The sequence below is a fragment of the Arthrobacter sp. D2-10 genome, assembly GCF_054161285.1.
In genome coordinates this window covers 75,495-100,981 of the sequence record NZ_CP096431.1, presented here as the reverse complement: position 1 = coordinate 100,981, position 25,487 = coordinate 75,495, and the positions used below count along the sequence as shown (strand labels likewise).

Annotated in this window: 25 protein-coding genes; 10 read left to right on the top strand and 15 right to left on the bottom strand. The window is 64.8% G+C overall.

The window, feature by feature from the left end; all coding sequences use genetic code 11:
* Positions 1 to 39: 39 nt before the first annotated feature.
* The 5 genes from ftsH to dacB all read right to left on the bottom strand — a co-directional run bounded on the left by ftsH (position 40) and on the right by dacB (position 6,569).
* Positions 40 to 2,139 carry an ATP-dependent zinc metalloprotease FtsH gene (gene ftsH, locus M1D74_RS00525; protein ID WP_458116146.1) on the bottom strand — a complete coding sequence of 700 codons (2,100 nt, stop codon included), beginning with the start codon at positions 2,137 to 2,139 and terminating at the stop codon, positions 40 to 42.
* Between the two features lie 174 nt (positions 2,140 to 2,313).
* Entirely contained in the window at positions 2,314 to 2,865 is a 552-nt protein-coding gene (gene hpt, locus M1D74_RS00520; protein WP_309070112.1) for a hypoxanthine phosphoribosyltransferase, read from the bottom strand.
* A gap of 15 nt (positions 2,866 to 2,880) precedes the next feature.
* Entirely contained in the window at positions 2,881 to 3,951 is a 1,071-nt protein-coding gene (gene tilS / locus M1D74_RS00515; RefSeq protein WP_458116145.1) for a tRNA lysidine(34) synthetase TilS, read from the bottom strand.
* Positions 3,948 to 5,072: a zinc-dependent metalloprotease gene (locus tag M1D74_RS00510; protein WP_458116144.1), complete on the bottom strand. Its 1,125-nt coding sequence runs from the start codon at positions 5,070 to 5,072 to the stop codon at positions 3,948 to 3,950. The genes tilS and M1D74_RS00510 overlap by 4 nt, the downstream gene beginning before the upstream one ends.
* A 69-nt stretch (positions 5,073 to 5,141) precedes the next feature.
* A complete protein-coding gene (gene dacB, locus M1D74_RS00505) occupies positions 5,142 to 6,569 on the bottom strand; it encodes a D-alanyl-D-alanine carboxypeptidase/D-alanyl-D-alanine endopeptidase (RefSeq protein WP_309070115.1) in 1,428 nt (475 codons plus the stop codon).
* 229 nt (positions 6,570 to 6,798) lie between these two features.
* Here dacB and M1D74_RS00500 point away from each other — a divergent pair, with 229 nt between their 5' ends.
* From M1D74_RS00500 to M1D74_RS00480, 5 genes are all read left to right on the top strand, one after another.
* Positions 6,799 to 7,365, top strand: coding sequence for an inorganic diphosphatase (locus M1D74_RS00500; protein WP_309070135.1), 567 nt, complete (start codon positions 6,799 to 6,801; stop codon positions 7,363 to 7,365).
* A gap of 71 nt (positions 7,366 to 7,436) precedes the next feature.
* Complete coding sequence (locus tag M1D74_RS00495) at positions 7,437 to 7,931, top strand: RDD family protein (RefSeq protein WP_309123632.1); 495 nt, start codon at positions 7,437 to 7,439, stop codon at positions 7,929 to 7,931.
* 101 nt (positions 7,932 to 8,032) lie between these two features.
* Positions 8,033 to 8,995, top strand: coding sequence for a hypothetical protein (locus tag M1D74_RS00490; RefSeq protein WP_458116143.1), 963 nt, complete (start codon positions 8,033 to 8,035; stop codon positions 8,993 to 8,995).
* On the top strand, positions 8,992 to 9,789 hold the full coding sequence (locus M1D74_RS00485) for a hypothetical protein (RefSeq protein WP_309070118.1): 798 nt from the start codon (positions 8,992 to 8,994) through the stop codon (positions 9,787 to 9,789). Before M1D74_RS00490 ends, M1D74_RS00485 begins: the two co-directional genes overlap by 4 nt.
* Positions 9,790 to 9,822: 33 nt before the next feature.
* Positions 9,823 to 10,449, top strand: coding sequence for a hypothetical protein (locus M1D74_RS00480; RefSeq protein ID WP_458117211.1), 627 nt, complete (start codon positions 9,823 to 9,825; stop codon positions 10,447 to 10,449).
* On the opposite strand, the gene M1D74_RS00475 is transcribed toward M1D74_RS00480, so the two are convergent.
* The gene (locus M1D74_RS00475; RefSeq protein ID WP_309070119.1) at positions 10,446 to 11,303 is read right to left on the bottom strand and encodes an HAD family hydrolase; all 858 of its coding nucleotides are present in this window, start codon (positions 11,301 to 11,303) and stop codon (positions 10,446 to 10,448) included. The two genes, M1D74_RS00480 and M1D74_RS00475, sit on opposite strands and share 4 nt — an antisense overlap.
* A gap of 87 nt (positions 11,304 to 11,390) precedes the next feature.
* Here M1D74_RS00475 and M1D74_RS00470 point away from each other — a divergent pair, with 87 nt between their 5' ends.
* A complete protein-coding gene (locus M1D74_RS00470; RefSeq protein ID WP_458116142.1) occupies positions 11,391 to 11,657 on the top strand; it encodes a serine hydrolase in 267 nt (88 codons plus the stop codon).
* 65 nt (positions 11,658 to 11,722) lie between these two features.
* Here M1D74_RS00470 and serS read toward each other — a convergent pair whose 3' ends face one another.
* A complete protein-coding gene (serS, locus tag M1D74_RS00465; protein WP_309070120.1) occupies positions 11,723 to 12,988 on the bottom strand; it encodes a serine--tRNA ligase in 1,266 nt (421 codons plus the stop codon).
* Positions 12,989 to 13,054: 66 nt separating this feature from the next.
* Here serS and M1D74_RS00460 point away from each other — a divergent pair, with 66 nt between their 5' ends.
* Entirely contained in the window at positions 13,055 to 14,158 is a 1,104-nt protein-coding gene (locus M1D74_RS00460) for a diacylglycerol/lipid kinase family protein (RefSeq protein WP_458116141.1), read from the top strand.
* 8 nt (positions 14,159 to 14,166) lie between these two features.
* Here M1D74_RS00460 and M1D74_RS00455 read toward each other — a convergent pair whose 3' ends face one another.
* The 4 genes from M1D74_RS00455 to M1D74_RS00440 all read right to left on the bottom strand — a co-directional run bounded on the left by M1D74_RS00455 (position 14,167) and on the right by M1D74_RS00440 (position 16,913).
* On the bottom strand, positions 14,167 to 14,553 hold the full coding sequence (locus tag M1D74_RS00455; protein WP_458116140.1) for a hypothetical protein: 387 nt from the start codon (positions 14,551 to 14,553) through the stop codon (positions 14,167 to 14,169).
* An 85-nt stretch (positions 14,554 to 14,638) separates the two neighbouring features.
* Complete coding sequence (locus M1D74_RS00450; RefSeq protein WP_458116139.1) at positions 14,639 to 15,610, bottom strand: DNA topoisomerase IB; 972 nt, start codon at positions 15,608 to 15,610, stop codon at positions 14,639 to 14,641.
* Positions 15,611 to 15,642: 32 nt separating this feature from the next.
* On the bottom strand, positions 15,643 to 16,590 hold the full coding sequence (pheA, locus tag M1D74_RS00445) for a prephenate dehydratase (protein WP_309070124.1): 948 nt from the start codon (positions 16,588 to 16,590) through the stop codon (positions 15,643 to 15,645).
* A complete protein-coding gene (locus tag M1D74_RS00440) occupies positions 16,587 to 16,913 on the bottom strand; it encodes a rhodanese-like domain-containing protein (protein ID WP_309070125.1) in 327 nt (108 codons plus the stop codon). The genes pheA and M1D74_RS00440 overlap by 4 nt, the downstream gene beginning before the upstream one ends.
* Before the next feature lie 92 nt (positions 16,914 to 17,005).
* Between M1D74_RS00440 and M1D74_RS00435 the strand changes: the two genes are divergently transcribed.
* Complete coding sequence (locus M1D74_RS00435) at positions 17,006 to 18,424, top strand: amidase (protein ID WP_458116138.1); 1,419 nt, start codon at positions 17,006 to 17,008, stop codon at positions 18,422 to 18,424.
* 49 nt (positions 18,425 to 18,473) lie between these two features.
* Complete coding sequence (locus M1D74_RS00430; RefSeq protein WP_309070127.1) at positions 18,474 to 19,940, top strand: peptide MFS transporter; 1,467 nt, start codon at positions 18,474 to 18,476, stop codon at positions 19,938 to 19,940.
* Positions 19,941 to 20,009: 69 nt separating this feature from the next.
* Here the strand turns inward: M1D74_RS00430 and M1D74_RS00425 are convergent, their stop codons facing one another.
* Entirely contained in the window at positions 20,010 to 20,168 is a 159-nt protein-coding gene (locus M1D74_RS00425) for a hypothetical protein (RefSeq protein WP_309070128.1), read from the bottom strand.
* Between the two features lie 216 nt (positions 20,169 to 20,384).
* Positions 20,385 to 21,338: an endonuclease domain-containing protein gene (locus M1D74_RS00420; protein WP_458116137.1), complete on the bottom strand. Its 954-nt coding sequence runs from the start codon at positions 21,336 to 21,338 to the stop codon at positions 20,385 to 20,387.
* 421 nt (positions 21,339 to 21,759) lie between these two features.
* Between M1D74_RS00420 and M1D74_RS00415 the strand changes: the two genes are divergently transcribed.
* The gene (locus tag M1D74_RS00415) at positions 21,760 to 22,779 is read left to right on the top strand and encodes a LacI family DNA-binding transcriptional regulator (RefSeq protein ID WP_458116136.1); all 1,020 of its coding nucleotides are present in this window, start codon (positions 21,760 to 21,762) and stop codon (positions 22,777 to 22,779) included.
* Here M1D74_RS00415 and M1D74_RS00410 read toward each other — a convergent pair whose 3' ends face one another.
* A complete protein-coding gene (locus tag M1D74_RS00410) occupies positions 22,780 to 24,141 on the bottom strand; it encodes a CoA transferase (protein WP_458116135.1) in 1,362 nt (453 codons plus the stop codon).
* A gap of 32 nt (positions 24,142 to 24,173) precedes the next feature.
* On the bottom strand, positions 24,174 to 25,463 hold the full coding sequence (locus M1D74_RS00405) for a glycoside hydrolase family 32 protein (protein WP_309124145.1): 1,290 nt from the start codon (positions 25,461 to 25,463) through the stop codon (positions 24,174 to 24,176).
* Positions 25,464 to 25,487: the final 24 nt, after the last annotated feature.

Below are 25,487 nucleotides of genomic sequence, written 5' to 3'. Positions count from 1 at the left end.
AGAATCCTATCCCGGCCCGTGTGGCCGTCCCGCTAGTCGTTACGAGGCTTGACCGGGCCCCTGTGGGCGGTCGGCACCGGTATTTCCGGTTGTTCCGCCCTTGTCCTGCGGTTCGGTTTCGGGTTCCGGCAGCCCATCACCGGTGACGTCGAAGTCAGCCGGGAGGTTTGCGTCGGCGATCTGGTCCTGCGGTGACACGCTCTCCGGATCCGGTTCGCCGGCAGCCTCGGCTTCCTCACGCTCGCGGGGGGTGACCACCGGGGGCAGCGAATGCACGGGCCGACTGTCCTTCGACAGCCAGATGCTGCGTGCGTCCCGCTTGCGGATGTCGGCGAAGACCTCTGCGATTTCTGCCTGATTCAGCGTCTCCCGTTCAAGCAGTTCGAGAGCCAGCCGGTCCAGGACGTCACGGTTCTCGGTGAGGATCGCGTACGCCTCGTCGTGAGCATTGTCGACGAGGCGGCGCACCTCTTCGTCGACGATGTAGGCGATGTGGTCGGAGTAGTTGCGCTCGTGACTCATGTCGCGGCCCAGGAACGGCTCGCCGCCGCCCTGCCCGAGCTTCACAGCACCGATGCGCTCGCTCATGCCGTACTGCGTGACCATTTTCCGGGCCGTCGCTGTAGCCTTCTCGATGTCATTGGAAGCACCGGTGGAGGGATCGTGGAAGACGATCTCCTCGGCCACGCGGCCGCCCATGGCGTACGCCAGCTGGTCGAGCAGCTCATTTCGCGTGATCGAGTACTTGTCATCGGCGGGCAGCACCATGGTGTAGCCGAGCGCGCGACCGCGGGGCAGGATGGTCACCTTGGTGACCGGATCCGTGTTGCGCAGGGCGGCAGCAACAAGCGCGTGACCGCCCTCGTGGTAGGCCGTGATCTTCCGCTCCAGCTCCTTCATGACGCGGCTGCGCTTCTGCGGTCCGGCAATCACCCGGTCAATAGCCTCGTCAAGAGCACGGTCATCGATGAGCTGGGCGTTGGACCGCGCTGTGAGCAGGGCGGCCTCGTTCAACACGTTCGCAAGGTCGGCACCGGTGAAGCCGGGTGTCTTCTTCGCGACGGACTGAAGGTCGACGCCGGGCGCCATCGGCTTACCCTTTGAATGAACCTGCAGGATGCGGTGGCGCCCGCCCATGTCCGGAGCCTCGACGCCGATCTGCCGGTCGAACCGGCCCGGTCGCAGCAGCGCCGGGTCAAGCACGTCGGGGCGGTTGGTCGCCGCGATAAGGATGACGTTGGTGGTCGCGTCGAATCCGTCCATCTCGACCAGGAGCTGGTTCAGGGTCTGCTCGCGTTCGTCATTGCCGCCGCCCACGCCCGCACCGCGGTGGCGGCCGACGGCGTCGATCTCGTCCACGAAGATGATCGCGGGAGCGTTCGACTTGGCCTGCTCGAACAGGTCACGGACACGGGAGGCACCGACGCCGACGAACATCTCCACGAAGTCCGAACCGGAAATCGAATAGAAAGGCACTCCTGCCTCACCGGCAACCGCGCGGGCAAGAAGGGTCTTACCGGTTCCCGGAGGACCGTACAGAAGGACGCCTTTGGGAATCTTTGCGCCGAGGGCCTGGAACTTTGCAGGCTCCTGCAGGAATTCCTTGATTTCGTGAAGTTCTTCGACCGCCTCGTCCGCACCGGCTACGTCGTTGAACGTCACCTGCGGCATGTCCTTATTGATGAGCTTGGCCTTTGACTTGCCGAACTGCATCACCTTGGAGCCACCGCCCTGCATCCTGCTGAGCAGGAACCAGAAGATCACACCAAGGATCAGAATGGGCAGGATCAGTCCGAGGATGCTGGTGAACCAGTTGTTCTCGACAGGCTGGTCGGTGAAGCCGTCAACCTCGGAGCTGTTGATGGCGTCGACCACATCTTCAGCACGGGCAGCGCTGAAGAAGAAGGAGATGTTCCGGCCGAGGTCTTCATACTCATCGCGCAGGGTGAGGTCGACGCGCTGTTCGCCGTCGTAAATCTTGGCCTGCTCCACTTCATTGCTGGAAAGGAGTTCCAGGCCGACATTGGTGTCGACGCGGGCGCCGCTGGTGTTGAACACGGAAGGCAGGATGACCAGGAGTGCAGCGACAGCCAGCACGATCCAAAAGATCGGTCCTTTGATAATGTTCTTGAATTTCATTCAACTCAGGGCTGAGTGCCCTGTCCCTCCTGCTTAACGGCCACGATGGCGCCCGGTTGTCACGCTGCGCATCCCCAGTGAGGTGCACCCAACGTGCTACCAGCTTTACATTCCCTGCAGAATCCACGCGCATGCAGGGCGGAAAGTTCCCTCTGGGCGTACAGGACCGCCGTTTTACTCGTAGACGTGGGGCGCAAGCGTACCGATGAAGTCCAGGTTGCGGTACTTCTCCGCGAAGTCCAGGCCGTACCCGACCACGAACTCGTTGGGGATGTCGTAGCCGACGTACTTCACGTCGATGGCAACCTTCGCAGCATCCGGCTTGCGCAGCAGGGTGCAAATTTCCACCGAGGCGGGCCCACGCGAGAGCAGGTTCGCCTTGAGCCAGGAAAGCGTAAGCCCGGAGTCGATGATGTCCTCGACGATCAGGACATGCTTGCCCATCAGGTCCGTCTCGAGGTCCTTGAGGATCCGTACGACGCCCGAGGACTGGGTTCCCGAGCCATAGGAGGACACCGCCATCCAGTCCATGGTGATGTGGGAGTGCATGGCGCGGGCGAGGTCCGCCATGATCATTACGGCGCCCTTCAGCACGCCGACGATGAGCACGTCCCGGTCGGAGTAATCGCGGTCAATCTCCGCGGCCAGCTCCTGCACGCGTTGCTGAATCTCTTCCTTGGTGTAGAGAACGTGCTTGAGGTCCGACTGAACGTCGTTTGAATCCACCAATTGCTCCCGGATTTAGAGGTTTTTTCTAAGGACAAGACTGCCATAGCTTGGGTCCCCTTGGGGAACCCGGGAACCCCTCACCTGACGGTAGGCGCTCACCTTCCCGCCGAGCTGCACCGGACCCGCCGAACCGGTGCGCCGCAGCAGGTTTTCGGCGGCCAGCAGCCGCTCGAAACTCGGTTGCACGCCGCCCAGTTCGACGACGGCGAGCGCCAGGACCCGCTGCCGGATCGCAGGCGGCAGGGCACGCAGGGCGTCCTCGGACAGCAAGAGCTGCGCACCGTCGTCGTGCTCTGTGTTGTCAGCCTCCGCGCTGACCGCCGGCTTTCTGAGCCGTTCATACTCCGACGCGGCGAGTTCGTCCAGATAGGCGGCGTCCTGGGCGAGGATGCGGGACGTGCGGTAGAGCGATTCGGCGATGCCGGGACCGAGCGCGTCCTCCAGATATGGCAGCACCTGCGTGCGTACGCGTGAGCGGGTCAGTGCGGGATCGGTGTTGGTGGGGTCATGCCACGGCATCAGCCCCATGAACCGGCAGATTTCTTCTGTCTCCATCCGCCGCAGGCCAAGGAACGGTCGCAGATAGACTCCCCGCCGGGCCGGCATCCCGCTGAGCGAACGCGTCCCGGAGCCGCGCGCCAGGCCGAGCAGTACCTGCTCCGCCTGGTCGTCAAGCGTGTGGCCGAGCAGGACGGCCGCGGCTCCCTGCTGTTCCACAGCTGCGTCAAGGGCTTCGTAGCGTGCTGTCCTGGCTGCCGCCTCGGGACCCATCCCGGTAGTGGCCACCCGGACCCGACGCACCTCCACCCCGTCGAGGCCCAGTCCGGCGAGTTGAGTCCGTGCCGATTCTGCGACGTCAGCACTGTCCGGCTGCAGCCCATGATCGACGACGACGGCACCCACCCGGTACTGCCCGCTGTGCTCGAAGTAGGCGGCAGTGGCCGCCAGCGCCAGCGAATCCGTGCCGCCGCTGCAGGCCACCAGGATGTGGGATCCCAGGGCGATCCGTGCTTCGTCAAGCGCAGCACGGATGAGATTCCTCGCCGTGCCAACGGTAGGGCTGAGTCGTGGTCGCCGGGTCACAGCCCCATCCGGCGGATCCACTCTGTGGGGGCGTGGATCTCCTTCTCCGTGGGAAGGTTCTCCGCCCGCTCCCAGACCCTGTTGAAGCCTTCCATGCCGGCTGCGTCAACCACCGCGCGGACAAAGCGGGCACCGTCGCTGTACTGGCGCATCTTGGCATCCAGGCCCAGGAGGCGGCGAATGAACTTCTCCACCGGTCCCCTGGTCTTCCCGCGGGCATTGAACCGGCGGCGAATGGTCTTGACTGTGGGCACGATGCTGGAGTCGACGGCGTCCATCACCACGTTGGCGTGCCCTTCCAACAAACTCATGACGGCGGTGAGGTGTGAGAGGCGCGCCTTGTCTTCCGGGTCCTGGAGCAGGGACAGGATGCCGCCGTCGCCGGGCGGCACGCCGTCGTCGTCGTGCTGTTCCTGATTGTTCTGCTGACCGCGGGAGGGCAGCGACTTCAGCGCGTTGGCTAGGCGCTCGGCCAGTGTGTCGGCCTTGTCTGCCAGCCCGACCGTGAGCTTTGATATGTGCTCCATCATGTGGTCTTTCAGCCACGGAGCAGCGGCGAACTGCACCCGGTGCGTCTGCTCATGGAGGCACACCCAGAGCCGGAAATCAGCCGGTTCGACGTTCAGTTCCCGCTCCACGGACACGATGTTCGGTGCCACGAGCATGAGGCGACCGCCCGGACCGCGTGCAGAGGCGACAAAGGGATCGTACTGGCCAAGCACCTTGCTCGAGAGGAAGGCCAGGATGGCGCCCATCTGCGCGCCCGTGACCGTGCCGCCCAGTGCGGCGTTCGCGGCTTTCAGCTGCTCGGCCTTGGTGTGTGCGAGGTGGTCGATGGCCGGTGCCATCAGCGTCTTAAAGCTCTGGGTGTTGGCCTTGGCCCAGGATGCACGGTCCACGATGATCAGGTCCGAATCCCGAAGGTCCCGTGCTGCCTCCAGCCCGGTGATGCGGTGGACGTGCTCAACCGAGAGATCAGCCAGCTCCCGCAGATTGTCGACGACGGAGCGGACCTCCCGGGCACTCAGCTTCGGACCCGGAGGCGTAAGTTTCGCTGCCGTGGTCGCGGCGAGATCCCAGTTGACGAGCTGAAGAGGGGCGTTGCTGTCCATGGTGGCCATTCGACCACATTAGTCTGGGAAGCCGCTTGGGGGGCGTCCGTCTGCACCCGCCCCGTCGGTCGGGACTGGTTACCGGCACCCGCAGGTGGCGAGGACCGCCGCCGCCGCATCGACCGCTGCACGCGCGGGATCAGTGGTTCCGTTCAGGCCGCTGGCGATGAAAGAGAACACGAGCAGTCGCCCGTCGGCGGACACCACGTGGCCACTCAGGGCAGTCACGGCGTTGAGGGTACCTGTCTTGGCGCGCACCAGGCCTGCTCCGGCGAAAACCGGAGAGTCGGCGTCGTCGTAGCGGTCTGCCAGGGTCCCCGAGAGGCTTGCCACCGGGAGGCCGTGGAGCACGTGCCGCAGCGCGCGGCTGTCCGAGCGGAGCAACGTGCGCATCACGTCGGCCAGCTGCCGGGGCGCAACGCGGTTGCGGGGCGAAAGGCCGGCAGCGTCACCGAGCACCATGCCTTCCGTCGGAACCTCGAGCTCGGTGATGACTTCACCGATCGTTTCCAGACCGCCGCCGAAAGACGCCGGCCTCCCACTGGCGTCCGCAGCGAGGCGGGCGAGCACCTCTGCGAGGTAGTTATCCGACGTCAGCAACATGTGCTCCACCTGCGCCTCGACGGTGGCCGACTCGACGGACGCCAACACCACGGCGTTTTCAGCTGCGGGCTGCCGCTCGATGCCTTCCTCCACCTCCACTCCGGCGGCGATCAGCGCCTCCCGGAACACCGTCGCGGCGGCCATCGCTGCATCCGGGTTTCGGGCGCCGGACTGCTGCGACTCGTCGGCCCACGAGGAATTGATTGCGAGGGGATAGACCGGCGCGATCTCGCCCGCTTCGATGTCACCGGGCTGCCAGGTGGGATTCAGCGGATCGCCGACGAAGAACGTGTCGTCCAGGACGAGCCGGTAGGGTTCGCCGCTGCCGACTGCCGACGCGGTGCGCTCGGCAAGCGTTGCCAGACCGGCGTGGCCGCGAACGTTATCCGGGTCCGATTCCCCTGAACCTAGGAGGACGTCCCCTCCCCCGCGCAACACCAGAACGCCCTCGGCGCCGGTGCCTCCGGCGAGTACGGAGGTGGTCATGCGGTGGTCCGGAGCCAGTTTCGCGAGCACCGCCGTGGCGGTCAGGACCTTGATGTTCGACGCCGGCAGCTGCGGTTCGCTTCCTTGTTGGTCAAAGAGAACGTCACCGGTTTGCGCATCGAGGACGACGCCGCTCACCGGCGTATCGCCTGGTACCTGCAGCGCCGCCGTCAGCAGGGGCGCGAGCACCGCGGGGTCGGGTGTCGGCGCGTGGGCGTCAAGCTGGTCCACGACCGTTGGGGCCGTGACGTCGCGGGGGGTCTGCTGGATTGCGGGAATGTCCGGTTCTGCGTCGGCCGGTGGAGCGGTGAGGAGCTGAGCGACCTGGGGTCCGTAATGGAGGCCGAAAGGCACTGCGAGCGCGCCCAGAACGAGGGCAAGCAGGAGGGCAGTGAATACCCTTGCACTGCGCGTCATTGTGACCCCCCTTCCGAACATTCATGGAACTGCGTGAATCGGCGCTCCGGTCATGAATCGATGATGTCGGCGGCGGCCTATATCTTTAACAGTAGATCGGGGCCATGGGTAGATGGGTCACGCTGGATTGACACGTTTGAGTCACATTCCAGACGCGTCGCGTCGCCCTGCCACGGCCCGTCGAAGTTGCCCGTTTCTTCCCCGCTGACCGCAGGAGTTCCACATGGCCATGAAGCTCGACGTCACCATCGAGATCCCCAAGGGGTCTCGCGTCAAGTACGAGATCGACCACGAAACACACCGTCTCCGCCTGGACCGGGTGCTTTTCACCTCCATGCAGTACCCCACGCATTACGGCTACTTCGAGAACACCCTCGGAGAAGACGGCGATCCCCTGGATGCTTTGGTGCTGCTGCAGGACTTCGACCTCATTCCGGGCGTGCTGGTTGAATCCCGCCCCATCGGAGTCTTCAACATGGTTGACGACGGCGGCGGCGACGCCAAGGTGCTGTGCGTTCCCGTCGATCCGCGTTTCGATGACATCCAGGACCTCGGCGATGTCTCGAAGTTCCTGCTGGATGAAATCGAGCACTTCTTCCGCAAGTACAAGGACCTGGAGCCAGGCAAGTGGGTAGAAGCAGCTGACTGGCAGGGCCGCGAGGCTGCCGAGGCAGAGGTCGAGGCATCGCTGAAGCGCTTCGAGGCTCTCGGTGAGGCCAGCGAAGAGGACGAACCGCAGGGCCGCTCAGTGGACACCGACGCTGACAATGCCGACGTGCAGCCGCAGGGCCGCTAAATCAACCAGCACGGCGGCGCGCCACCCAGGCGGTGCGCGCCGCCGTCGTTCTCGAAAATCACAGGGGGAGCATGAGCCAGTCGACCCAGCAGAAGCCGTTACCGCCGTGGCGTGAAGGAACGTTCAAGGACGGACGGCCTTTCGTCGAGGCGACCAGTGGTCAACGCGTCGGTAAGTACGCCCTGGATGTGCTCATCGTCCTGGTGCTGTTCGTGATCCTCTTCTTCATCCTGGCGGCGGTCACGGCCGGAGCCGGCCTGTCCCGGGATGTTGGGGCCGCGATCGCGCTCGGCGGTGGATATGCGCTGAGTGCGCTCGGCTACGGTTTCGTTGCCGGCTTCTCACGCAGCCTCGGCGCAAAAGCCGCTGGTGTCCGTAATCTCCGCTACCGCGACGGCAAGCCCATGGGCCCTCTTCAGAGCTCCTGGCGGATGCTTGCGCTTGCGCTGTTGTGGCCCTTCATTTTCCTTGGCGTAGTGGTGAGCCCACTGACCGGCTCACCTGGGATCAACGCCAACAAGACCCGCTTCCGCAGCTACGTGGTTGCGGATGTGCGCCGCCGCTGAATCGGCCTTTCCGCGCTCATGGGGAGCTCTGCCCATGGCAGCACGCGACGGGTTGCCGATAGGTTCGGAACCTGATCCCTTAGTCTCAGCAGAAGGCCCTCATGTCGGAAACCCTTGGCGCCAACCTCGAGCAGCTTGAATCGCTGGCCGAGTGCTTCTCGCAATCCGCCGAGACCCTGCGCGGCATTCGATCAACGCTCACCGTAGGCGTCATCAATAACACGGGCTGGCTAGGACCGGACGCTGAATCACTGCGGGCGTCCTGGGACAGCCACCAAATGGCGATCATGTTGGCTGCCAACACCCTCGACCGCGGTTCCCGGGACCTCCTCGAACAAGCGCGTCAGCAGGAAGCCACCAGCGACGCCGGCTCCGGAGCCATCGGCGGCTCCCCCGACGGAACCGGGTTGCCCGGAACGCCGGCAGTCACCACTGAGGACGACTTCAGTATCTGGGAGGCCCTCGGTCAGGTCGTCGGTTTTGGACTCGACGTCAACAAGGTCTTCAAACTGGCCGACATTCAGAAGTTCCTGGCGAACACCCGGATACTCGACGTCACCGACCTGCGGAACATCTCACTCGCGAGCGAGTTCCTCGAAGAAACCTCGAAGATCACCAAGTTCTCCCGTTTCGCGGGCCCACTCCTGGCACCGCTCGGGATCTACGGCGGAATTCACGACATGATCAATCCGGAGCACGAGGGCTGGCGCGGAGCCGGCGACCGCGCAGCCGGTGGGCTCGGCGTCGTGGCTTCCGGCGGCACCCTGCTCCTTGCCGCAGGCATGCTGGGGCCGGTAGGTGCCGGTATCGTGGTCGGAGCCGGGCTTGTTGCGGGAGCGTGGGCTCTGGGAAATTACGTCTACGACAACTGGGACGGCATCACCGAGTGGACCTCCAACGCCTGGGACGCCACCACCGATTTCGTCGGCGACGCCTACGAGGGCGCTACCGACCTGGCGGGTGACGCCTGGGAGGGCGCGACGGATCTGGCGGATAGTGTGACAGAGGGTGTCGGAGATTTCGTTGAGGATCCGATCGGATCAATTGGAGGACTGTTCTCGTGACCACGCAGCCGATCGAGTGGACCACCCGAGACCTGGAAAGTGCACGTAAGGTCCTTGCTCTCTCCTTCGAGGAGAGTGAAGACCTACCCACCCTGACCGATGAAGAGATCGTGGCGCTCGACGGGATCGAACGCGAGCAATTCGTTGCGCTGCCGTTCCTCGAAAAGCACGAGGACCAGAAATACCTGGCCGCAACCGTTGCGCTGCGCAGCCTGATGTCCAAAGGGCTCGCATTTCCCGTTGTGGAAGAGGGTTATAACGAGCCCACCAGGCTCAACGCCACCGAACGCGTTACCGGCATCATGACGCTCCGCCGGACCGCCAGCCGCATCGTTACGGGTCAGCGGACGTCGCAGGTCGGAAGACACTGGCTGTTTGCCTACATCCACGACGACATCGTGCTGGAGGAAGAAGTGAACGACGGCGGCATCCACGCCTTCGTTGTCTACCCCACCTCGCGCCTCGCCGAACGGCTTGCCGTCCTGGCAGATCCGGAGAACAGCGCGTCAGTCGATGGGGAGCCCGTGATTCTCCCGCAGTCCGAGTTCGAAGCACAAGGAGCGCCGCTGCTGGCCGAGAGCCGTGCGGTAACGGTTTTCACCGGCGCATCGGGGGGTGCGGAGACGTTCACCAACCTCACGGTGTACACCGCTCCCTCGACTGTGAAGACGCTTCTGGCCGCCGAGCATGAGGGCTCTGTGACCTTCAGCATTACCGAGGTCTCACCCGCCTCCTTGCGCTCCTCGCTGCAGTCCGTGGTCGACGACCCGTCGGAATCAACGCAAATCGGTTGATTCCGCGCCTGACTCAGTCATACTGAGGTCATGCTGTTCGTGGTGACGATCAACCAGCGCGATTCCCGCGAAGTCGGCGACCTGGTTCCGGAGCTGCTGCGGGAATTCCGGTTCGTCGACGCCGTCATCCCCTTTCAGCGCTCCGTCGGAGACGAACTTCAGGGCGTCGTCGGGAGCGCAAAGCTGGCCGTCGATGTAGCGCTCAAGGCAATCCGGTTCCGCCGCTGGCACGTCGGTATCGGGGTCGGCGAAGTCCATTCGCCTCTTCCGGAACGGATCACCGACGCTGAGGGTTACGGCCTGGTGTACTCGCGCAGAGCTGTGAACCGTGCCCAGAAAACCGGCGAGCGTATACCGCTGGCCATCGAGGGGCCGGACTCGGAAGTCGCTGCCGAAGCAGAAGCGGTCCTGCGGCTGCTCGGGCAGATTGTCTATACCCGCACGGATGCCGAGTGGAACGTGCTGGATCTCATGACGCCCGGGGCACGCGGGCAGCAAAAGCTGATCGCAGTTGAGCTGGGTATTACCACCCAGGCCGTGAGCAAGGCCGTTATACGGTCGCACTGGGTAGAAGAGTGGGCCACGCGTCCCGCTGCCGCCCGGCTCCTCGATCTGACCTACGGTCCGGCGGCGCTGCCGCCGGCAGCGCTGGCCTACTAACGCTCCTCTTGCGCCCCGCGGGCGAGCGAACGCAGGATCTTGGCCGCGCCGTCGTCGTACACCGACGCCGTCACCTCGGAAGCGGCAGCCAGAACCTCTTCTGGCGCCTGCCCCATGGCCACGCCGCGCGCCGCCCATGAAAGCATCTCGATGTCATTGCGGCCGTCCCCGATAGCCACCGTCTCCGAGGGGTCGATGTCCAATCGCCGCCGAACCAGCTCAAGGGCGCTGGCCTTGGTGACCCCAGCGGCAGCAATGTCCAGCCATGCGGTCCAGCCCACTGAATAGGTCACGCCGTGGAGGCCGATTGACTCGACGGCATCGCCGAATTCCTCGGCGGTGCTGTCCGTGCTGAAGACCACCACGCGGACAGCGCGAGCCTTTAGCATGCGTTCGAAATCGACGCTTTCGGCTTCTGCACCGAAGCTCGCGTCCTGGAACCGCTCGGTGGAGAGGAAACGTCCCTCATCGTCCTCGAGGGCGAACTTTGCGGTGGGAAGACTTTTTCTCAGGGCAACGAGGGCCGGCCGCGGGTCGAAGATTACGCGGTTGATGATTTCGTAGCCGTCCTCGAACTCATCGACCCCGATGCGCAGGGTGACGCCGCCGTTCGAGCACACAGCATGCCCGCGGGTGAGTCCGATTTTCTGGATGATTGGAAGAGTGGCACCCAAAGACCTGCCGGTGGCGATCACCACTTCGTGGCCGGCGTCGACTACGGCGCTGGCCGATGTCCGAACTTCGTCCGACATCTGTCCCTCGTGATCGACCAGGGTTCCGTCGACATCGAGGGCAATGAGTTTCCGTGTTGTCTGCTGCTGGTCATCGATGCCAGCTGGATACGTGGTTGTCATCGTTAAAGTGAACCAGAAACCCGGTAATCGCGGGTAGGTTTTTGATCACAACTGGGCAAATGCGCGGTTACGGAACGGGGTGCCGGCATGCAGGTCGATGAACAGATACTCGACGAGGCGGTGGCGAAGAAGGCATTCACCAGCGAGCGTTTCGAGTACTGCAACGGTAGCTACATGGTGCTGGCGCTCATCCTGGAACGGATCACCGGCCAAACCTTCCACGAGGTCGTGCGCCAGCACGTTCTGGAACCGGCCGGCTTGGAGGACACCGGCTTCCTGCGCAGGGGCCTCGTTCCGGTCAACGCACCTCACCGAAACGAGCACTACGGTAAGCGTGCTGGGCAACAGCTCTGAGGGCGCGTGGCCGGTGATCTCGGCGCCGGCCGCACTGATTGATGCCGAGCTGGGTTGAGTCCGGCCTACAGGACCGGCAGGACCTCGAGTCCGCCGAGGTAAGGACGCAGCGCTGCGGGCACTGTCACCGACCCGTCCGGGTTCTGGTGGTGCTCAAGGATGGCAACGATCCACCGCGTGGTTGCGAGCGTACCGTTCAGCGTCGCCACGGCACGCGTGGACTTCGCGCCCGGAACTCGTTCGCGGATGTTCAGCCGCCGCGCCTGGAAGCTCGTGCAGTTGGACGTGGACGTCAACTCGCGGTAGGCATTCTGCGTCGGCACCCACGCTTCACAGTCGAACTTCCGGGCCGCTGACATCCCGAGATCGCCGGCGGCGGTGTCGATGACCCGATAGGGCAGCTCGACCTTGGCGAGCATCTCCTCCTCCCAGGCGAGCATGCGCTCGTGCTCCGCGTGCGACTCCTCGACGGTGGTGTAGGAGAACATCTCCACCTTGTTGAACTGATGCACCCGGATGATCCCACGGGTGTCCTTGCCATGCGATCCCGCTTCCCTGCGGTAGCAGGATGACCAACCGGCATAGCGCAGCGGTCCTGCCGAAAGGTCGAGGATCTCGTCCGAGTGGTATCCGGCCAGCGCTACCTCGGAAGTCCCGGTGAGGTAAAGGTCATCTTCCGGCAGCCGGTAGATCTCGGCGTCGTGGGCGACGTCGAACCCGGTGCCCTGCATCGTCTCCGGACGCACCAGCGTGGGTGTGATCATCGGCGTGAATCCGGCTGCAACCGCCTGGTCCATGGCCATGTTCAGGAGGGCGAGCTCAAGCCGCGCGCCTACGCCTTTGAGGAAGTAGAACCGCGAGCCTGAGACCTTGGCGCCCCGTTCCATGTCGATGGCGCCGATGAGCTCACCGATCTCGAGGTGGTCCCGGGGTTCGAAGTCGAACTCCCGCTTCTCCCCCACCGTCTTCACGACGACGAAATCGTCCTCGCCGCCGGCCGGCACGCCGTCGAGAATGGCGTTGGGAAGCCGGCGAAGCAGGGACTCGGCCTCCGACTTCGCCGCTTCAGCCTCTGCGGCTGCAGCTTTCACCGATGCTGCCAATTCCTTGACCTCTGCGAGGAGAGCCTGCTTCTCATCGCCCTGTGCCTTCGCGACCCGCTTACTGAAGGTGTTCTGTTCGGCGCGAAGCGACTCCGCGCTGGTGACTGCCTCTCGGCGGCGGGAATCTGCCGCGATCAGAGCATCCACCAGAGACTCATCCGCCTTTCGCGAACGCTGCGAAAGGCGGAACTTTTCGGGATTGTCGCGGAGTTCGTTTACGTCGATCACCACCCAAGAGTACCGAACGCCACCCGGGCGCCCGCACCCGGGCGCTGAAGGATAGTCTGGGGAATCATGCCCCTCGAGTGGATCATCGTCGCCCTTGCGGTTGTTGCCGCGGCCGCGTCAGCTTTCAGCTGGTGGGGAGTAGGAAAACTGCGCCGCGAACGGGCGCCTCACTGGGACGAGCCGCGTGCGGCGGTCCAGCCGACCGGTGAGCGTCAGCGGGTGGCGCTGGTCCTCAACCCGGTGAAGCTGAGCGCGCCCCTTGCACGCGAACAGGTCGAGCAGGCCTGTTCCGATGCGGGCTGGGATCCGCCCCTGATCCTGGAGACCACGGTGGAGGAGCCCGGTGAAGCCCAGGCGAGACGCGCGGTCGAGGAGGGGTGCGACGTCGTGATCGCCGGAGGTGGGGACGGCACAGTTCGTGCCGTGGCGTCCGCCCTGGTGCACAGCGGTGCCGCATTGGGACTGCTGCCGCTGGGGACCGGAAACCTGCTGGCGCGCAACCTCGGCATCGCCGTCAACGATGTCCCCCGCAGCGTACGGCAGGCACTCCACGGGGCGGTGCGGCGGATCGACATGGGCCGCGTGCAGCTGCACAACGAGCGGACCGGAGTCAGCGGCGACCATACGTTCCTGGTGATGGGCGGCGTCGGCCTCGACGCCGTAGTCGTCGCGGCGACCAAGGACACCCTGAAGCGGAAATTCGGCTGGCTGGCTTACAGCGAGGCAGGGGTACGGAGCCTGCCCGGCAAGCGTCAGCGCATGTCGATCAGCCTTGATGGAGAACCTGCGCAGACACGCAAGGTCCACAGCGTCCTCTTCGCCAATTGTGCCCGGCTCCCGGGCGGGATCACGTTCATACCGGATGCCACGATCGACGACGGCTACTTGGACATAGTGATCACCAGTCCGCGCAGCATGCTCGGATGGCTATGGGTGGCCGGGAAAATCCTGTTCCGCCATCCGGGCCCCATCCCCGTTATCAGCTACCACCGGGTGAAGCACGTGGAGGTCCGCGTATCCGAGGCAACAGGCACGCAGCTGGACGGAGACACCTCCGGTGATGTCACGTCGCTCAGCGTCGGAGTCGTCCCAGGCGCACTGATGGTCCGGGTCCCCGGGAGGGCAACCGGACCATCAGCAGGAATGTTCAGCGATTCCCTGAAGGAGTAGCGGGTCCGCTAGCGGCGGTCAGTGCCTTCTGCGTCGTCCCCGCCCTCCTGAAGGGATGGCACGGAGTCGACATCCGTGTATTCGCCCTCGAGGTCGGAGCCGGCGTCTGTAGTGCCGTCGACGTCGGTGTACTCACCCTCATCGAGCTGGTCCCCGCCCTCGGTGTACTCCCCCACGCCGTCCGCACGCTGGGCGCCGGTGTAGCCTCCGGTAACCCCCGCTGAGGCATCTCCGACAGCATCGGCGTTCTGCGCCTGACTGTTGATCAACTGCTGTTCCTCCGCGAAGCGAAGGTCATTCCCCTGGTCTCCGGCGTCGCCGTGCCAGTTCGGGTCGGAGGTTGCTCCGTCACCCTCGTTCGGGTTGACCTCGCTGTTGTGTGGCTGCTCGCTCATGGTGCCTGCCTTTCATCAAGGGTCGCGCCCCTGGCCGGGCGCTCACCATCAGCCTACTTAGCATCTGGGCGTGGCGAAAGGATTCCTAGTCATTAAGCAGCTCGCGAACAGCCTTCTCCGACGCTGAGTAGCTCGCCACAGGGATGACCTCCCCTGACATGAAGCGGTCCACGATGCGGGGATCAACGTACGAGCTCCGCGCGACCGCCGGAGTGTTGCCCAAATGGTCCGCGACTGAGCGCATGGTCGCTGCAACAGCCTTCTGCCGCGCAGTGCGGCTGGTGGCGCCCAGGTCCATCCGGGCGAGTTCCATGGAAGCCACGACGGTTGCCTGCCAGGTGCGGAAATCCTTCGCCGTGAAGCCCCCGCCCGTGACCTGGCGGAGGAACTCGTTGAGCTGGGAGGCATCGACTGAATGCCAGGATCCGTCCGGCATTCGATACGCCAGCATGGTGTCTGCGTCCTCCCTGGACATCATCGGTTCCAGCGCCGCGGCGAGGTCCGGGTCTTCTATCGTCGTATCCCACTGCTGTCCGCTCTTGCCCGGAAACTGCAGGGTGATCAGCGGACCGCTGATGGTTACGTGGTCCACTCGTAGGGTCGTTACCCCGAAGGAGCCGTTCTCGGCAGCGTACTGCGCCGAGCCGATGCGCAGCGCACCGGAGTCCACGATTCGCAGTGCAGCCGCGAACGCGCGTTCCTTGCCGCTACCATCGCTCCGAAGATGCTGGGTGATGACCCGACGTGCGCTGGGCAACCGCTCGCCGAAGTTCAGGGCACGGTCAAACTTTTCCCGGTCCTTTTTCTCACGCCAGGCGGGATGGTAGATGTACTGGCGCCTCCCGGCGTCGTCCGTTCCCACCGCCTGTATATGCCCATTGGGGTATGGACTGATCCAGACGTCCCGCCAAGCCGGGGGAATGACAAGCTCCCGGATCCGGGCCAGATCATCAGGAGTCAACGGCTCCCCGTGCTGGTCCCGGTAGCTGAAGCCCTTCCCATGACGACGGCGCGTATAGCCGGGCTTGTTACAGTCACTGCGTCTGAGTCGCGGCACGCCGTCTCCTCTTGTTGCCCGGAAAGAATGCCCTAGCCTATGTCCTCGGAGCCTGCTGCGGGGGAGACCAGGATGGATCGGACCCAGCCTTGCGCCGCCTCGAACGCCTGATCGGAGGTGTGTCTGGCCACCTCGTACTCTCTGCGGTCCGCACGGGCATAAGAACCGAGGAAACGAAGACCCGGACTGATCCGGTGTAGGCCCTGAAGTGCATCAGCCACCCGGGCGTCGGCGATATGGCCGTCCGCGTCGATGCTGAAGAAATAGTCGCCCAGGAAGAGCCCCGTGGGTCGGGACTCGATCCTGCTGAGGTTGACGCCGCGGGCGGCGAACTGGTCGAGGATTTCCATCAGGGCGCCGGGATGGTCCTCCGGCAGGGGGATAACCAGCGTCGTTTTGTCCGCCCCGGTCCGCTCAGGCAGGAAGTCAGGCTTGCTGACCAGGATGAAGCGGGTCACGGCGTCGGCAACGTCGCCGATGTGCTCAGCGAGCACCGTCAATCCAAGGCGGCTGGCAACCAGTGGAGAGCAGATCGCTGCATCATGGTCGGCGCCGTCGTCAAGCAGCTCGTGTGCTGCTGCAGCGGTGGAGGATGCGGGTATGTATTCCGCCGCGGGAATGTTCTTCTCCGTCCACCCCCTGCACTGCGCCCAGGCATGGCCGTGGGTTGCGACGAACCGGATGGCAGCGAGTTCCATGCCGGGCTTGCCGACCAGGACGAAGGAAATCGGTACGAGCACCTCACGGATGATGCGAAGCTGCTCGCCCTGCGCAATGGCGTCCAGCGTTGCCGAAACTCCGCCCTCCACGGAGTTTTCGATCGGAACCATTGCAGCTTTTACCCGACCGGAGCGCACCATGTCGAGGGCCGCATTCACCGTGGTCGCGGGGACCCGTTCCGCGTTCTCCGCGCCGGGAACCTGAAGCAGTGCGGCCTCTGTGAACGTTCCCTCAGGGCCTAGATAGGCGTACGAACTCATAGGACGCGCGGCTCCTTGCCCGTCTCGGAAACCATCGGCCTGGATGCCTCAATCCACGCATCCATACCGCCGACGACGTTCACCGCCGAGTAGCCGTTGGCGACCAGCCATTCCGTCACCCGGTAGGAGCGGCCGCCCGTGCGGCAAATGACATGCAGGTCCTCGTCAGGGTCCAGCTCGTCGATCCGTGCGGGGAGATCATTCACCGGGATGTGCCGCGCACCCTCGATGTGCCCGGCTTCCCACTCGTAGTCCTCCCGGACGTCCAGAACGACGGTGTCCTCGCTGATTGCCTCGATGGACACATTCTCACTGTTGGTCATACCGCCCCGCTCCTGTCGCTCACCCGATTCTGCGGACTGCATCCAAGCCTATAGTGGGACCGGACTCATCCCACAGCTAACGAAAGGTGCCCATGAGCTCCCTCCACGAGCTGACCGCCCTCGAGCAAGTCAGCCATCTTCGACAGGGGAAGTTGAGCTCGCGGGAACTGACAGAGCACTACCTGGACCGGATCGAGGCACTGAATCCCGCTCTGGGAGCTTTCATCACCGTGACCGCCGATGCGGCGCTGGCCGAAGCTGCCGCAGCTGACCGGCGGCAGGCCGCAGGTCATGACCTGCCCCTGCTTCACGGCCTGCCTCTCGCCCATAAGGATCTTGCCGACGTCGTCGGTGTGGTGACCACCCACGGAAGTGCGGCGCTGCAGCATTCGGTCGCCGCTACGGACTCCCCGCTCGTGTCCGTGCTGCGCCGCGCGGGCGCCATCTGCGTGGGGAAGACGCAGGTGCCCGAGTTCGGACTGAGCTGTTACAGCGAGAACCTGATCGCGCCGCCGTCGCGGAACCCGCTGGATCCCGCATTGAGCTCGGGGGGCTCGTCGGGTGGAAGTGCCGCGGCCGTCGCAGCCGGCATGATCCCGCTGGCGCCGGGCACCGACGGCGGCGGCTCAGTACGGATCCCCGCTGCGGCAACGGGGCTGATCGGCCTCAAGCCCAACCGCGGCCGGGTTCCGTCCGGGTCCGGTCAGAGCGATCTGGGACAGTTTGTGGTTGCCGGACCGCTTGCGCGCACGACGACGGACGCCGCCCTGCTGCTCGATGCGATGGTTGATGAGCCGAACTACCACGCGACGAGCGCAGCCGCCCATGGCCCCTTCCTCGATGCGGCCCTCCGTGCTGAGGGGAAGTTCCGCATCGGTGTGAGCGATCTCTCACCCTTCGCGGCGGCCTTCCCGATTGAGCTCGACGACGATGCGCGTGCCGCCTTCGACGCGGGCGTGCGAGCACTGGTCGCTGTGGGACACGACGTCGTTGAAGCGGACCTGCACTACGACGGGCGCTATCACGAGGCTTTCCAGTCGGTATGGACCGCCGGTCTCGCCGTCGCGCGCATCCCCGCTGCCCGTGAGAAGGACCTCACAACACTTGCACGGACGCTGCGGCACCGTGCACAGGGCAGATCGGCAGCGGACCTGGCCGCCGCCGTCGATATCCTCAGGCAGTTCGAGCAGGACACGATCGAGCAGTATTCGGCATTTGACTTCATCGCCACACCGGCGCTGGGCATGACTCCCCGGCCCATCGGCTGGTACACCGATGCCGATGCGGACACCGACTACATGCGCCAGTGCCAGTATTCGCCGTATACCTCGATGGTGAACGTGTGCGGGTTGCCCGCCATCTCGGTGCCGGTTTACACCACTGCCGGCGGGTTATCAATGAGTATCCAGCTCATCGGCGGGCCAAGCGCCGAGGCGTATCTGCTTAACGTCTCCGCCCAGCTGGAGCACCATTTCCGCACCCATCCAAAACCGATCAGCATAACTGGTTAAGGACGCTTTGAATATGACAGTCCGAAATGTGACTGGCACTATGGAGTAAATGAGCACAACTCACAACCAAACAGCCACAGTGGCGGACAAGACGTTCCTGGGTCATCCCCGGATGCTTGCAAACCTGTTCAGCGTAGAACTCTGGGAGCGCTTTTCCTTCTACGGCATGCAGGGCATTCTCCTCTACTACATGTACTACTCGGTGGCCGACGGCGGCCTCGGGATTGACCAGGGAATCGCCACCGGCCTGGTCGGCGCCTACGGCGGTGGCGTCTATCTCTCCACCATCCTGGGAGCGTGGCTTGCAGACCGCGTCCTGGGTTCCGAGAAGGTCCTCTTCTATTCGGCGATCATGATCATGTGCGGTCACATCGCCCTGGCCCTGCTTCCGGGCGGGCTCGGCCTGGCCGTCGGCCTGGTCCTCGTCGGAGTGGGCTCCGGTGGACTGAAAGCCAATGCAACCTCGCTGGTCGGGACCCTGTATGCCGAGGGCGACGAACGACGTGATGCCGGCTTCTCCATCTTCTACATGGGCATCAACATCGGCGCCCTCATCGGCCCGCTGCTGACGGGGCTCGCCTGGACGGAACTCGGCTTCCACTACGGATTCGGTCTGGCAGCCATCGGCATGGCCATCGGTCTGGTGCAGTACGCGCTGACCCGGAAGAACCTGCCGGACACGGCCCACGCGGTGACCAATCCGCTGCCGTCCGGGCGGCTGGGCCGGTTCGGCCTGATCGCCGTTGGCGCGGTCGTCGTTATTGTTCTGGCCTTCGCGACCGGCCTCGTCACCCCGGCCAACCTCGCCCAGACCATGGCATATCTGGCAATTGCGGCATCGATCGCCTACTTCGTGGTGATCCTGCGCAGCAAGCGCGTCACGGCCATCGAGCGCAAGCGGGTGTACTCCTTCATCCCCCTGTTCATCGCGAGTGCTGCCTTTTGGGCGCTCTTCCAGCAGCAGTTCACCGTCGTCGCGATCTACGCGGACCGCAGCCTCGACCGCAATCTGTTCGGGTGGACCATGCCCCCGAGCTTCGTGCAGTCGATCAACCCGATCTTCATCATCATCTTCGCCGCAGTTTTCGCTGCGCTGTGGACCAAGCTCGGCAGCCGTCAGCCGTCCTCGCCGCTGAAGTTCGCGCTCGGCCTCGTGTTCATGGGCGTTGCGTTCCTGCTCTTCATCCCGTTCTCCGGTGGTGGTCCCAACAGCACCCCGCTGATCGCGCTCGTGGTCATTCTGCTGTTCTTCACTTGGGCGGAACTGTTCCTGTCGCCGATCGGCCTGTCCGTGGCGACTAAGCTGGCCCCCAGCGTCTTCCGGACGCAGATGGTGGCGCTGTTCTTCCTCTCGATCTCATTGGGAACGACCCTCGCCGGCATCCTCGCCGGGTACTACAACCAGGACAATGAGGTGCCGTACTTCTCCTTCAGCGGCATCACTGCGATCGTGCTTGGCATTGCCCTTGCCCTCGCGACTCCCGCCATCAAGAAGATGATGAGCGGCGTCCGCTAACCCCTACCCATAACGACGACGGCGCCCCCCTTCGCGGGAGGGCGCCGTCGTCGTAATGGATGAGAAGTATCAGGTGCCGTCGTCGTCGCCTGTCTCGCTTTCGGGACCGGGACCGCCATAGCCGCCCTCATCGAGGGAACTTGACGTGCCGGCGGCGCGCTCGGCGTCCTTTTCCAGAACTTCGTCGTCGGTTTCGTCGAGCTCGTCGCTTGTGGGGTTATCGCTCATGTCACAACCTTTCGTTGACGGGTCTTCCCAACGTACCGCCCGGCAGGCGCAGGCACTAGGGCGCCTCTGACCATCCTCCCCATCGAGTGGGCGCTGAGAACCACCCCGCCCCCACCCCGATCCTCCTCATCGAGTGGGCGCTGGGAACCACCCCATCCTCACCCCGATCCTCCTCATCGGGTGGGCGCTGGGAACCACGTCGTTCGCTGAAATCCGTTATGGGCGCCCGGTCGATGCACCGGCTCTGGTCATCGTGGCCCTGATTCGGGCAACCGTTGACCGCTCCCTGCCCGGCTCAAGGTCCTTCTTCGTGAAGCGCAGCACTGTCCATCCCATCTCGCGCAGTCGTTCGTCCCGGCGGATATCGCGGTGCCATTGGTCGGCGTCCACCAGATGGTGCTCGCCCTCGTACTCGATAGCAATGCGCAGTTCCCGGTACATCTGATCGGGTCTTGAGACGCGCTGTCCGTTCTGGTCGAGTACCCATTGGTTGACCTCCGGCTCGGGTAGTCCCGCCTCCACGATCAGTAGCCGCAGACGGGACTCGGGTCCTGAATCCACACCGCGTCGGAGAAGAGGCATCGCTTCCCGTGCACGCCGTATCCCCCGCGAGCCTCGACGCCGATCCACGACATCGGCGATCTGGGCCGGGGTGGCAAGTGGATCTGGAATGTTGAGACTGCACTGGCGACGCGGGGCGTCGGGCCGCCGCAAAAGAGAATCGCCTGCGATGACCAGTTCCTCTAGAGACAGGACAGCGGCCAGGTCGGTCCACGTCCAGGCAGGGGAGGTTACTGAGGCACCGTAAATTTCGACGACGTCCTTCGGCATCAGCGGTGCGCGATGCCCGACTACGCCGGGCCGCCTCACCCGGTTTGTGCCCTTCCACCGGGTGAGGTGAAGTCGCTCGTCCTCCTCGAGACGGAACGGAAGCAAAATTCCCCAGAGTCCCGCGGCGGTCGCGTGACTGGCGGCATCCGGGCAGCCGAGCCGGGTCAGGGGCGCCACCCTGTCGAGCAGCGATGGGTCGGATCCGTTGACGGATCTGATGCCCCGGCTCGGAATGGTGAGGTCCGAGCGCCGAAGCCGGCTGTATGGCAACCCACGCTCGAGGGCCTCGTCGACCGTGAAGGAAAACGGACCGGGGAGGGGAATGGATGCGGAGTTCACCCGTTCCATGTTGCCGTCGAGGCAGGGCGCGCAGACGTTGTCCACAGGACGCATTCCACCCTCTCGAGCACTCCATGAATCGAGTGGGCGCTGGCGACCACGTCCGCTGTGGAAAGGCGTCACACGCGCCCACTCGACGCGGGCCCTCATTCTTCACCGAACGCCCATCCCATCGAGTGGGCGCTGGCGACCACGTCCGCTGCGCAAAGCCGTCATACGCGCCCACTCGACGCGGGCCCTCATCCTTCACCGAACGCCCAGCCCATCGAGTGGGCGCTGGCGACCACGTCCGCTGCGGTAAGCCGTCATACGCGCCCACTCGACGCAACCAGCGCGCACTCGATGCGGAAGGAACAAGGACGGCCCACCACTCTGACACGTATTAGTTAGACTGGCTGCACCGATCCGGCGAAGGAGATCCATGGCAGCACGCAAAGCGACGGCGCTCGATGTCGCCAAGGTCGCCGGCGTATCCCGGACCGCCGTGTCGATGGTGCTCAACGGCAACATCAAGGGCAACGTCTCGAAGGATGCGCAGGAGCGAATCCGTGCTGCAGCCAAGGAGCTCAACTACCTACCCAATCCGGTGGCGGTGAGTTTGAGAAACCAGCGGACGGCCACCCTGGGGATCGTCACGGACGAGATCGTCACCAGCCCCTTCGCCGGCCGGTTGGTCAGCGGTGCCACCAACGCCGCCCTGGCTCGTGGGTACATGATCCTCGTCGTGGATACCGAACACATCCCGGGCCGTGATGAACTCGCCATCGAAGCACTGCAGCACCGCCGCGTGGACGGATTGATTCATGCCACCGGCGGCCTCAAGCCCTACGTCCCGTCTGAACTGTTCCGCTCGCAGCCAAGTGCGCTGGCCAACTGCTTCGACCCGGAGGACACTCTTCCCGCGGTGGTCCCCGACGAAGTCACCGGGAGCCGACGGGCGACAGAACTCCTCCTCGGCCTCGGGCACAGGCGCATCGCCCTTCTGGGCGGCGATGACCAGAATGCGGCCGTCCTTCGTGAGCAGGGTTACCGCGCCGCTATGACGGTCGCCGGATTGGATCGCCACCACCAGCGAGTGGTGGTCACCGGGTGGGACATTGACCAGGGATACCGCGCAGCCGAGTCCGTACTCCAGGGACCTGACCGACCCACCGCAATCCTCGCCGCAAACGATCGCGTCGCCACGGGCGTCCTGCTGCACGCCGCCGCTGCGGGCATCAAGGTGCCGGAACAGCTGTCGGTAGTGGGCTACGACGACCAGCAGTACGTGGCCGCGAATCTTGTGCCGGCTCTGACCACGGTCGCCCTGCCCCATGCCGAGATCGGCGCCATCGCTGTGAACAGCGTGCTTGATGAGCTCGAGGGCGGGGATCGCCGGACCGAACGCGTCCTGGTGCCCTGTCCGCTCATCACGCGCCAGTCCACAGCCCCGGCAGGCTGACTACTTCCAGTCGAGAGCGGCGCTGCCGTAACGCTGCGGCGGATCAGGATACTCAACCTTCCGCCCATCAATCATCAACGGCGGCGGCACGAAAATCAGTTCCCCGTAGTCGCTCATCATGCGTTGCAGCGGCGGGTCAAGCTCCACCGGCAGCAGACCCGCGGTCGCCGGCATCCGCAGCAGCTCGGCAGCCGTACGCGCCAGTGAGAGGTGGGCGGATCCGGTCACTCCCCTACGGCGTGCAGTCATGAGTACGACGGCGGCGGCCGCCATCCCGAGCCCGGTTGCGTAATCGAGTGCCTGGACGGGAAGAGCACCGGGTGCGAACTTGCGCCCTTCCCCGGTGCCGTAGACATGGGCCAGTCCGGTTGCCGCCTGCACAATACTGTCGAACCCGCGGCGGCCCGCCCACGGGCCGTGATCGCCCCAGGCATCGAGGCAGACCACCGCCAGGTCCGGGAAGTCGGTGCGCAAGGCCTCCACGCCGAGTCCAAAACGGTCCAGGGCTCCCGGGCGATAAGCGTTGAGCACCACGTCGGCCGTAGGAAGGAGCATTCGCACGCGAGCCAGCTGTTCCCGGTTTCCGAAATCCGCTACGGCGCTCCGCTTGGCAAACCCGGTTTCGACATGCTGGTGCTCCAGCTCGGGAAGGGCGGTCGGATCCACGCGGAGAACATCGGCGCCCAGCGCACCCAGGAGCCTGCTGGCCGACGGTCCGGCGATGACCCGGGTGAGGTCCAGGATACGCAAACCTTCCAGAAGGCTGCCCTCGCGGCGTTCCTCCGCTACCTGAGCGGGGTCGGTGGAGAAACGTATCCACGGCTCATTCGCAACAGCCTGCGCCGCCGGCATCGCGGCCCACTCCTGCGGGGTACGGACAGCTGTAGCCAGCCCTCCCCGGCCGGTAACTGCGTCCTCAATGACGGCGACCGGCAGCTCACGTAGAGCCGCCTCAACCTCTGAGGCCCGGGTCACCGCGAGTGCATCCAGCAGCGCACGTTCATGGTGCGGGTAGTTCCCGTGAATGCGGACCCACCCGTCGGCGCCCCGGCGAAATCCCGACAGCGGACCGAAGCCCTGGATCGGCGAACCCGCAATGCGAAGGTGGGAGAAGGAGTCGAACCATGCGGCCACCGCCGCTGAGGTGAAGGTGACGTCGCGGCCTGGGGAACACACGGCGAGCGCGGTGGCCGCCGCCTGCATGGAACCGAGGGCGAGTCCTTCCACGTCCAACGGCCCTCCCCACCAGCGGCGGGGACCGGTCCAGGACACCGGCTCAATCCCATCGGGCAGCAGTTGGCAGAACGAATGCCAGAGGGCGGGTATCGGCTCCGCTTCCGGCGAAGTTGAGGCTGCATCCATGCCTGCATTATGGATGCAGCCCTGCTCGGCGGCTACGGCAAACCGAGTTCCCATGCTTCGATCCCGGCATCGCCGGAGACGGTCAGCTGCCACTCCTCATCCGGCGCGGGATAGGCGCGGAACGTCACAGCGGTGGAACCTTCCCGGTAGACCTCCACGATCGACGCATCGATCAGGATCCGTAGGCCACGTTCGGTTTCCGCCGCATACACCTCACGGAGGCCCGACGGCGACACCAGGTTCAGCGCCACCCGCACGGCCCCGCGCGGCGAGACGACAGCCTCTGCTGCCGACGGCAGATCCGTCACGGCACTGGACTCAAGCACACGACGGCGGTAACCCACCAGTTCCCGCGCGGGTTCCACAACCAATGAGTCACCGACAATCCGCAGCTCCCGCGGCAGGGTGAGCATTCCGGCCCACCCCGCAGCGTCGACCTCCTCGGGAGTCCGCGATTCCCAGGACCAACCCCACAGCAGAACACGGTCCTCGGTCTGGACGGCCTGCGGAGCGTAGAAGTCGGGCCCATCATCGGTCGATGCGCAAGAGTCCGGTTCGAAGATGGGGCGACCTGCGCCGTCGTCGTTCATGGAACCGATCAGATGCGCCACACCGGAAAGGTGATGTGCTCCGTTCTGCCGCTTCCAGAGGGAGACGATCAGAACCCAGCGACCGTCGATTTGAACCAGCTGGGGGCATTCCCAGATGTTCGCCTGCGCTCGGGCCGCGGCGGGATGTCCGGTGGTCAACCAGATGTCCAGGTACGTCCAGGCTGAGAGGTTCGTGGCGTCGTAGAGCAACAGGGCGCCGCGGCCGTCCGAGAGGCCGGCACCTTGAATGGCATACCGGGTACCACCCCAGTTGAAGAGGAAAGGATCGCGAACGTCGGTGACCGAAGGATCAGCCGGCATGCCGGCAGCCACCTCTCCGCCCTGCGTCCAGGTGCGCAGGTCAGCGGAACCACGTGCGAGGGTGACCTGTGACTTTCCGCTGTGGTCCTGAACGCCGCTGTATACGGCTGTGGGGACGCCGTCGTCGTCGGCCATGACACCGGACCAGCAGCCGGCCGCGTCGGGACCGCCGGCCTGCGGCCGAAGCGCAATAGGCTCGATGTCCCAGCTCAGCAGGTCCGATGAGCTGACGTGGCCCCACGCGATAGCGGAATGCCGGGCAGAGTCCGGATTGTGCTGGAAGAAGACATGCCAGCGCCCATTGCGGTAGCAGATGCCGTTCGGGTCATTGAGCCAGCCCTGACGGGGTCGGGGATGAAGGGCCGGAAAGGCCCGATCGACGGCGACGGCGGGAGGTACGAGGGAGTTCACAGAGTTCCTTTGCGTGTGTTTTCG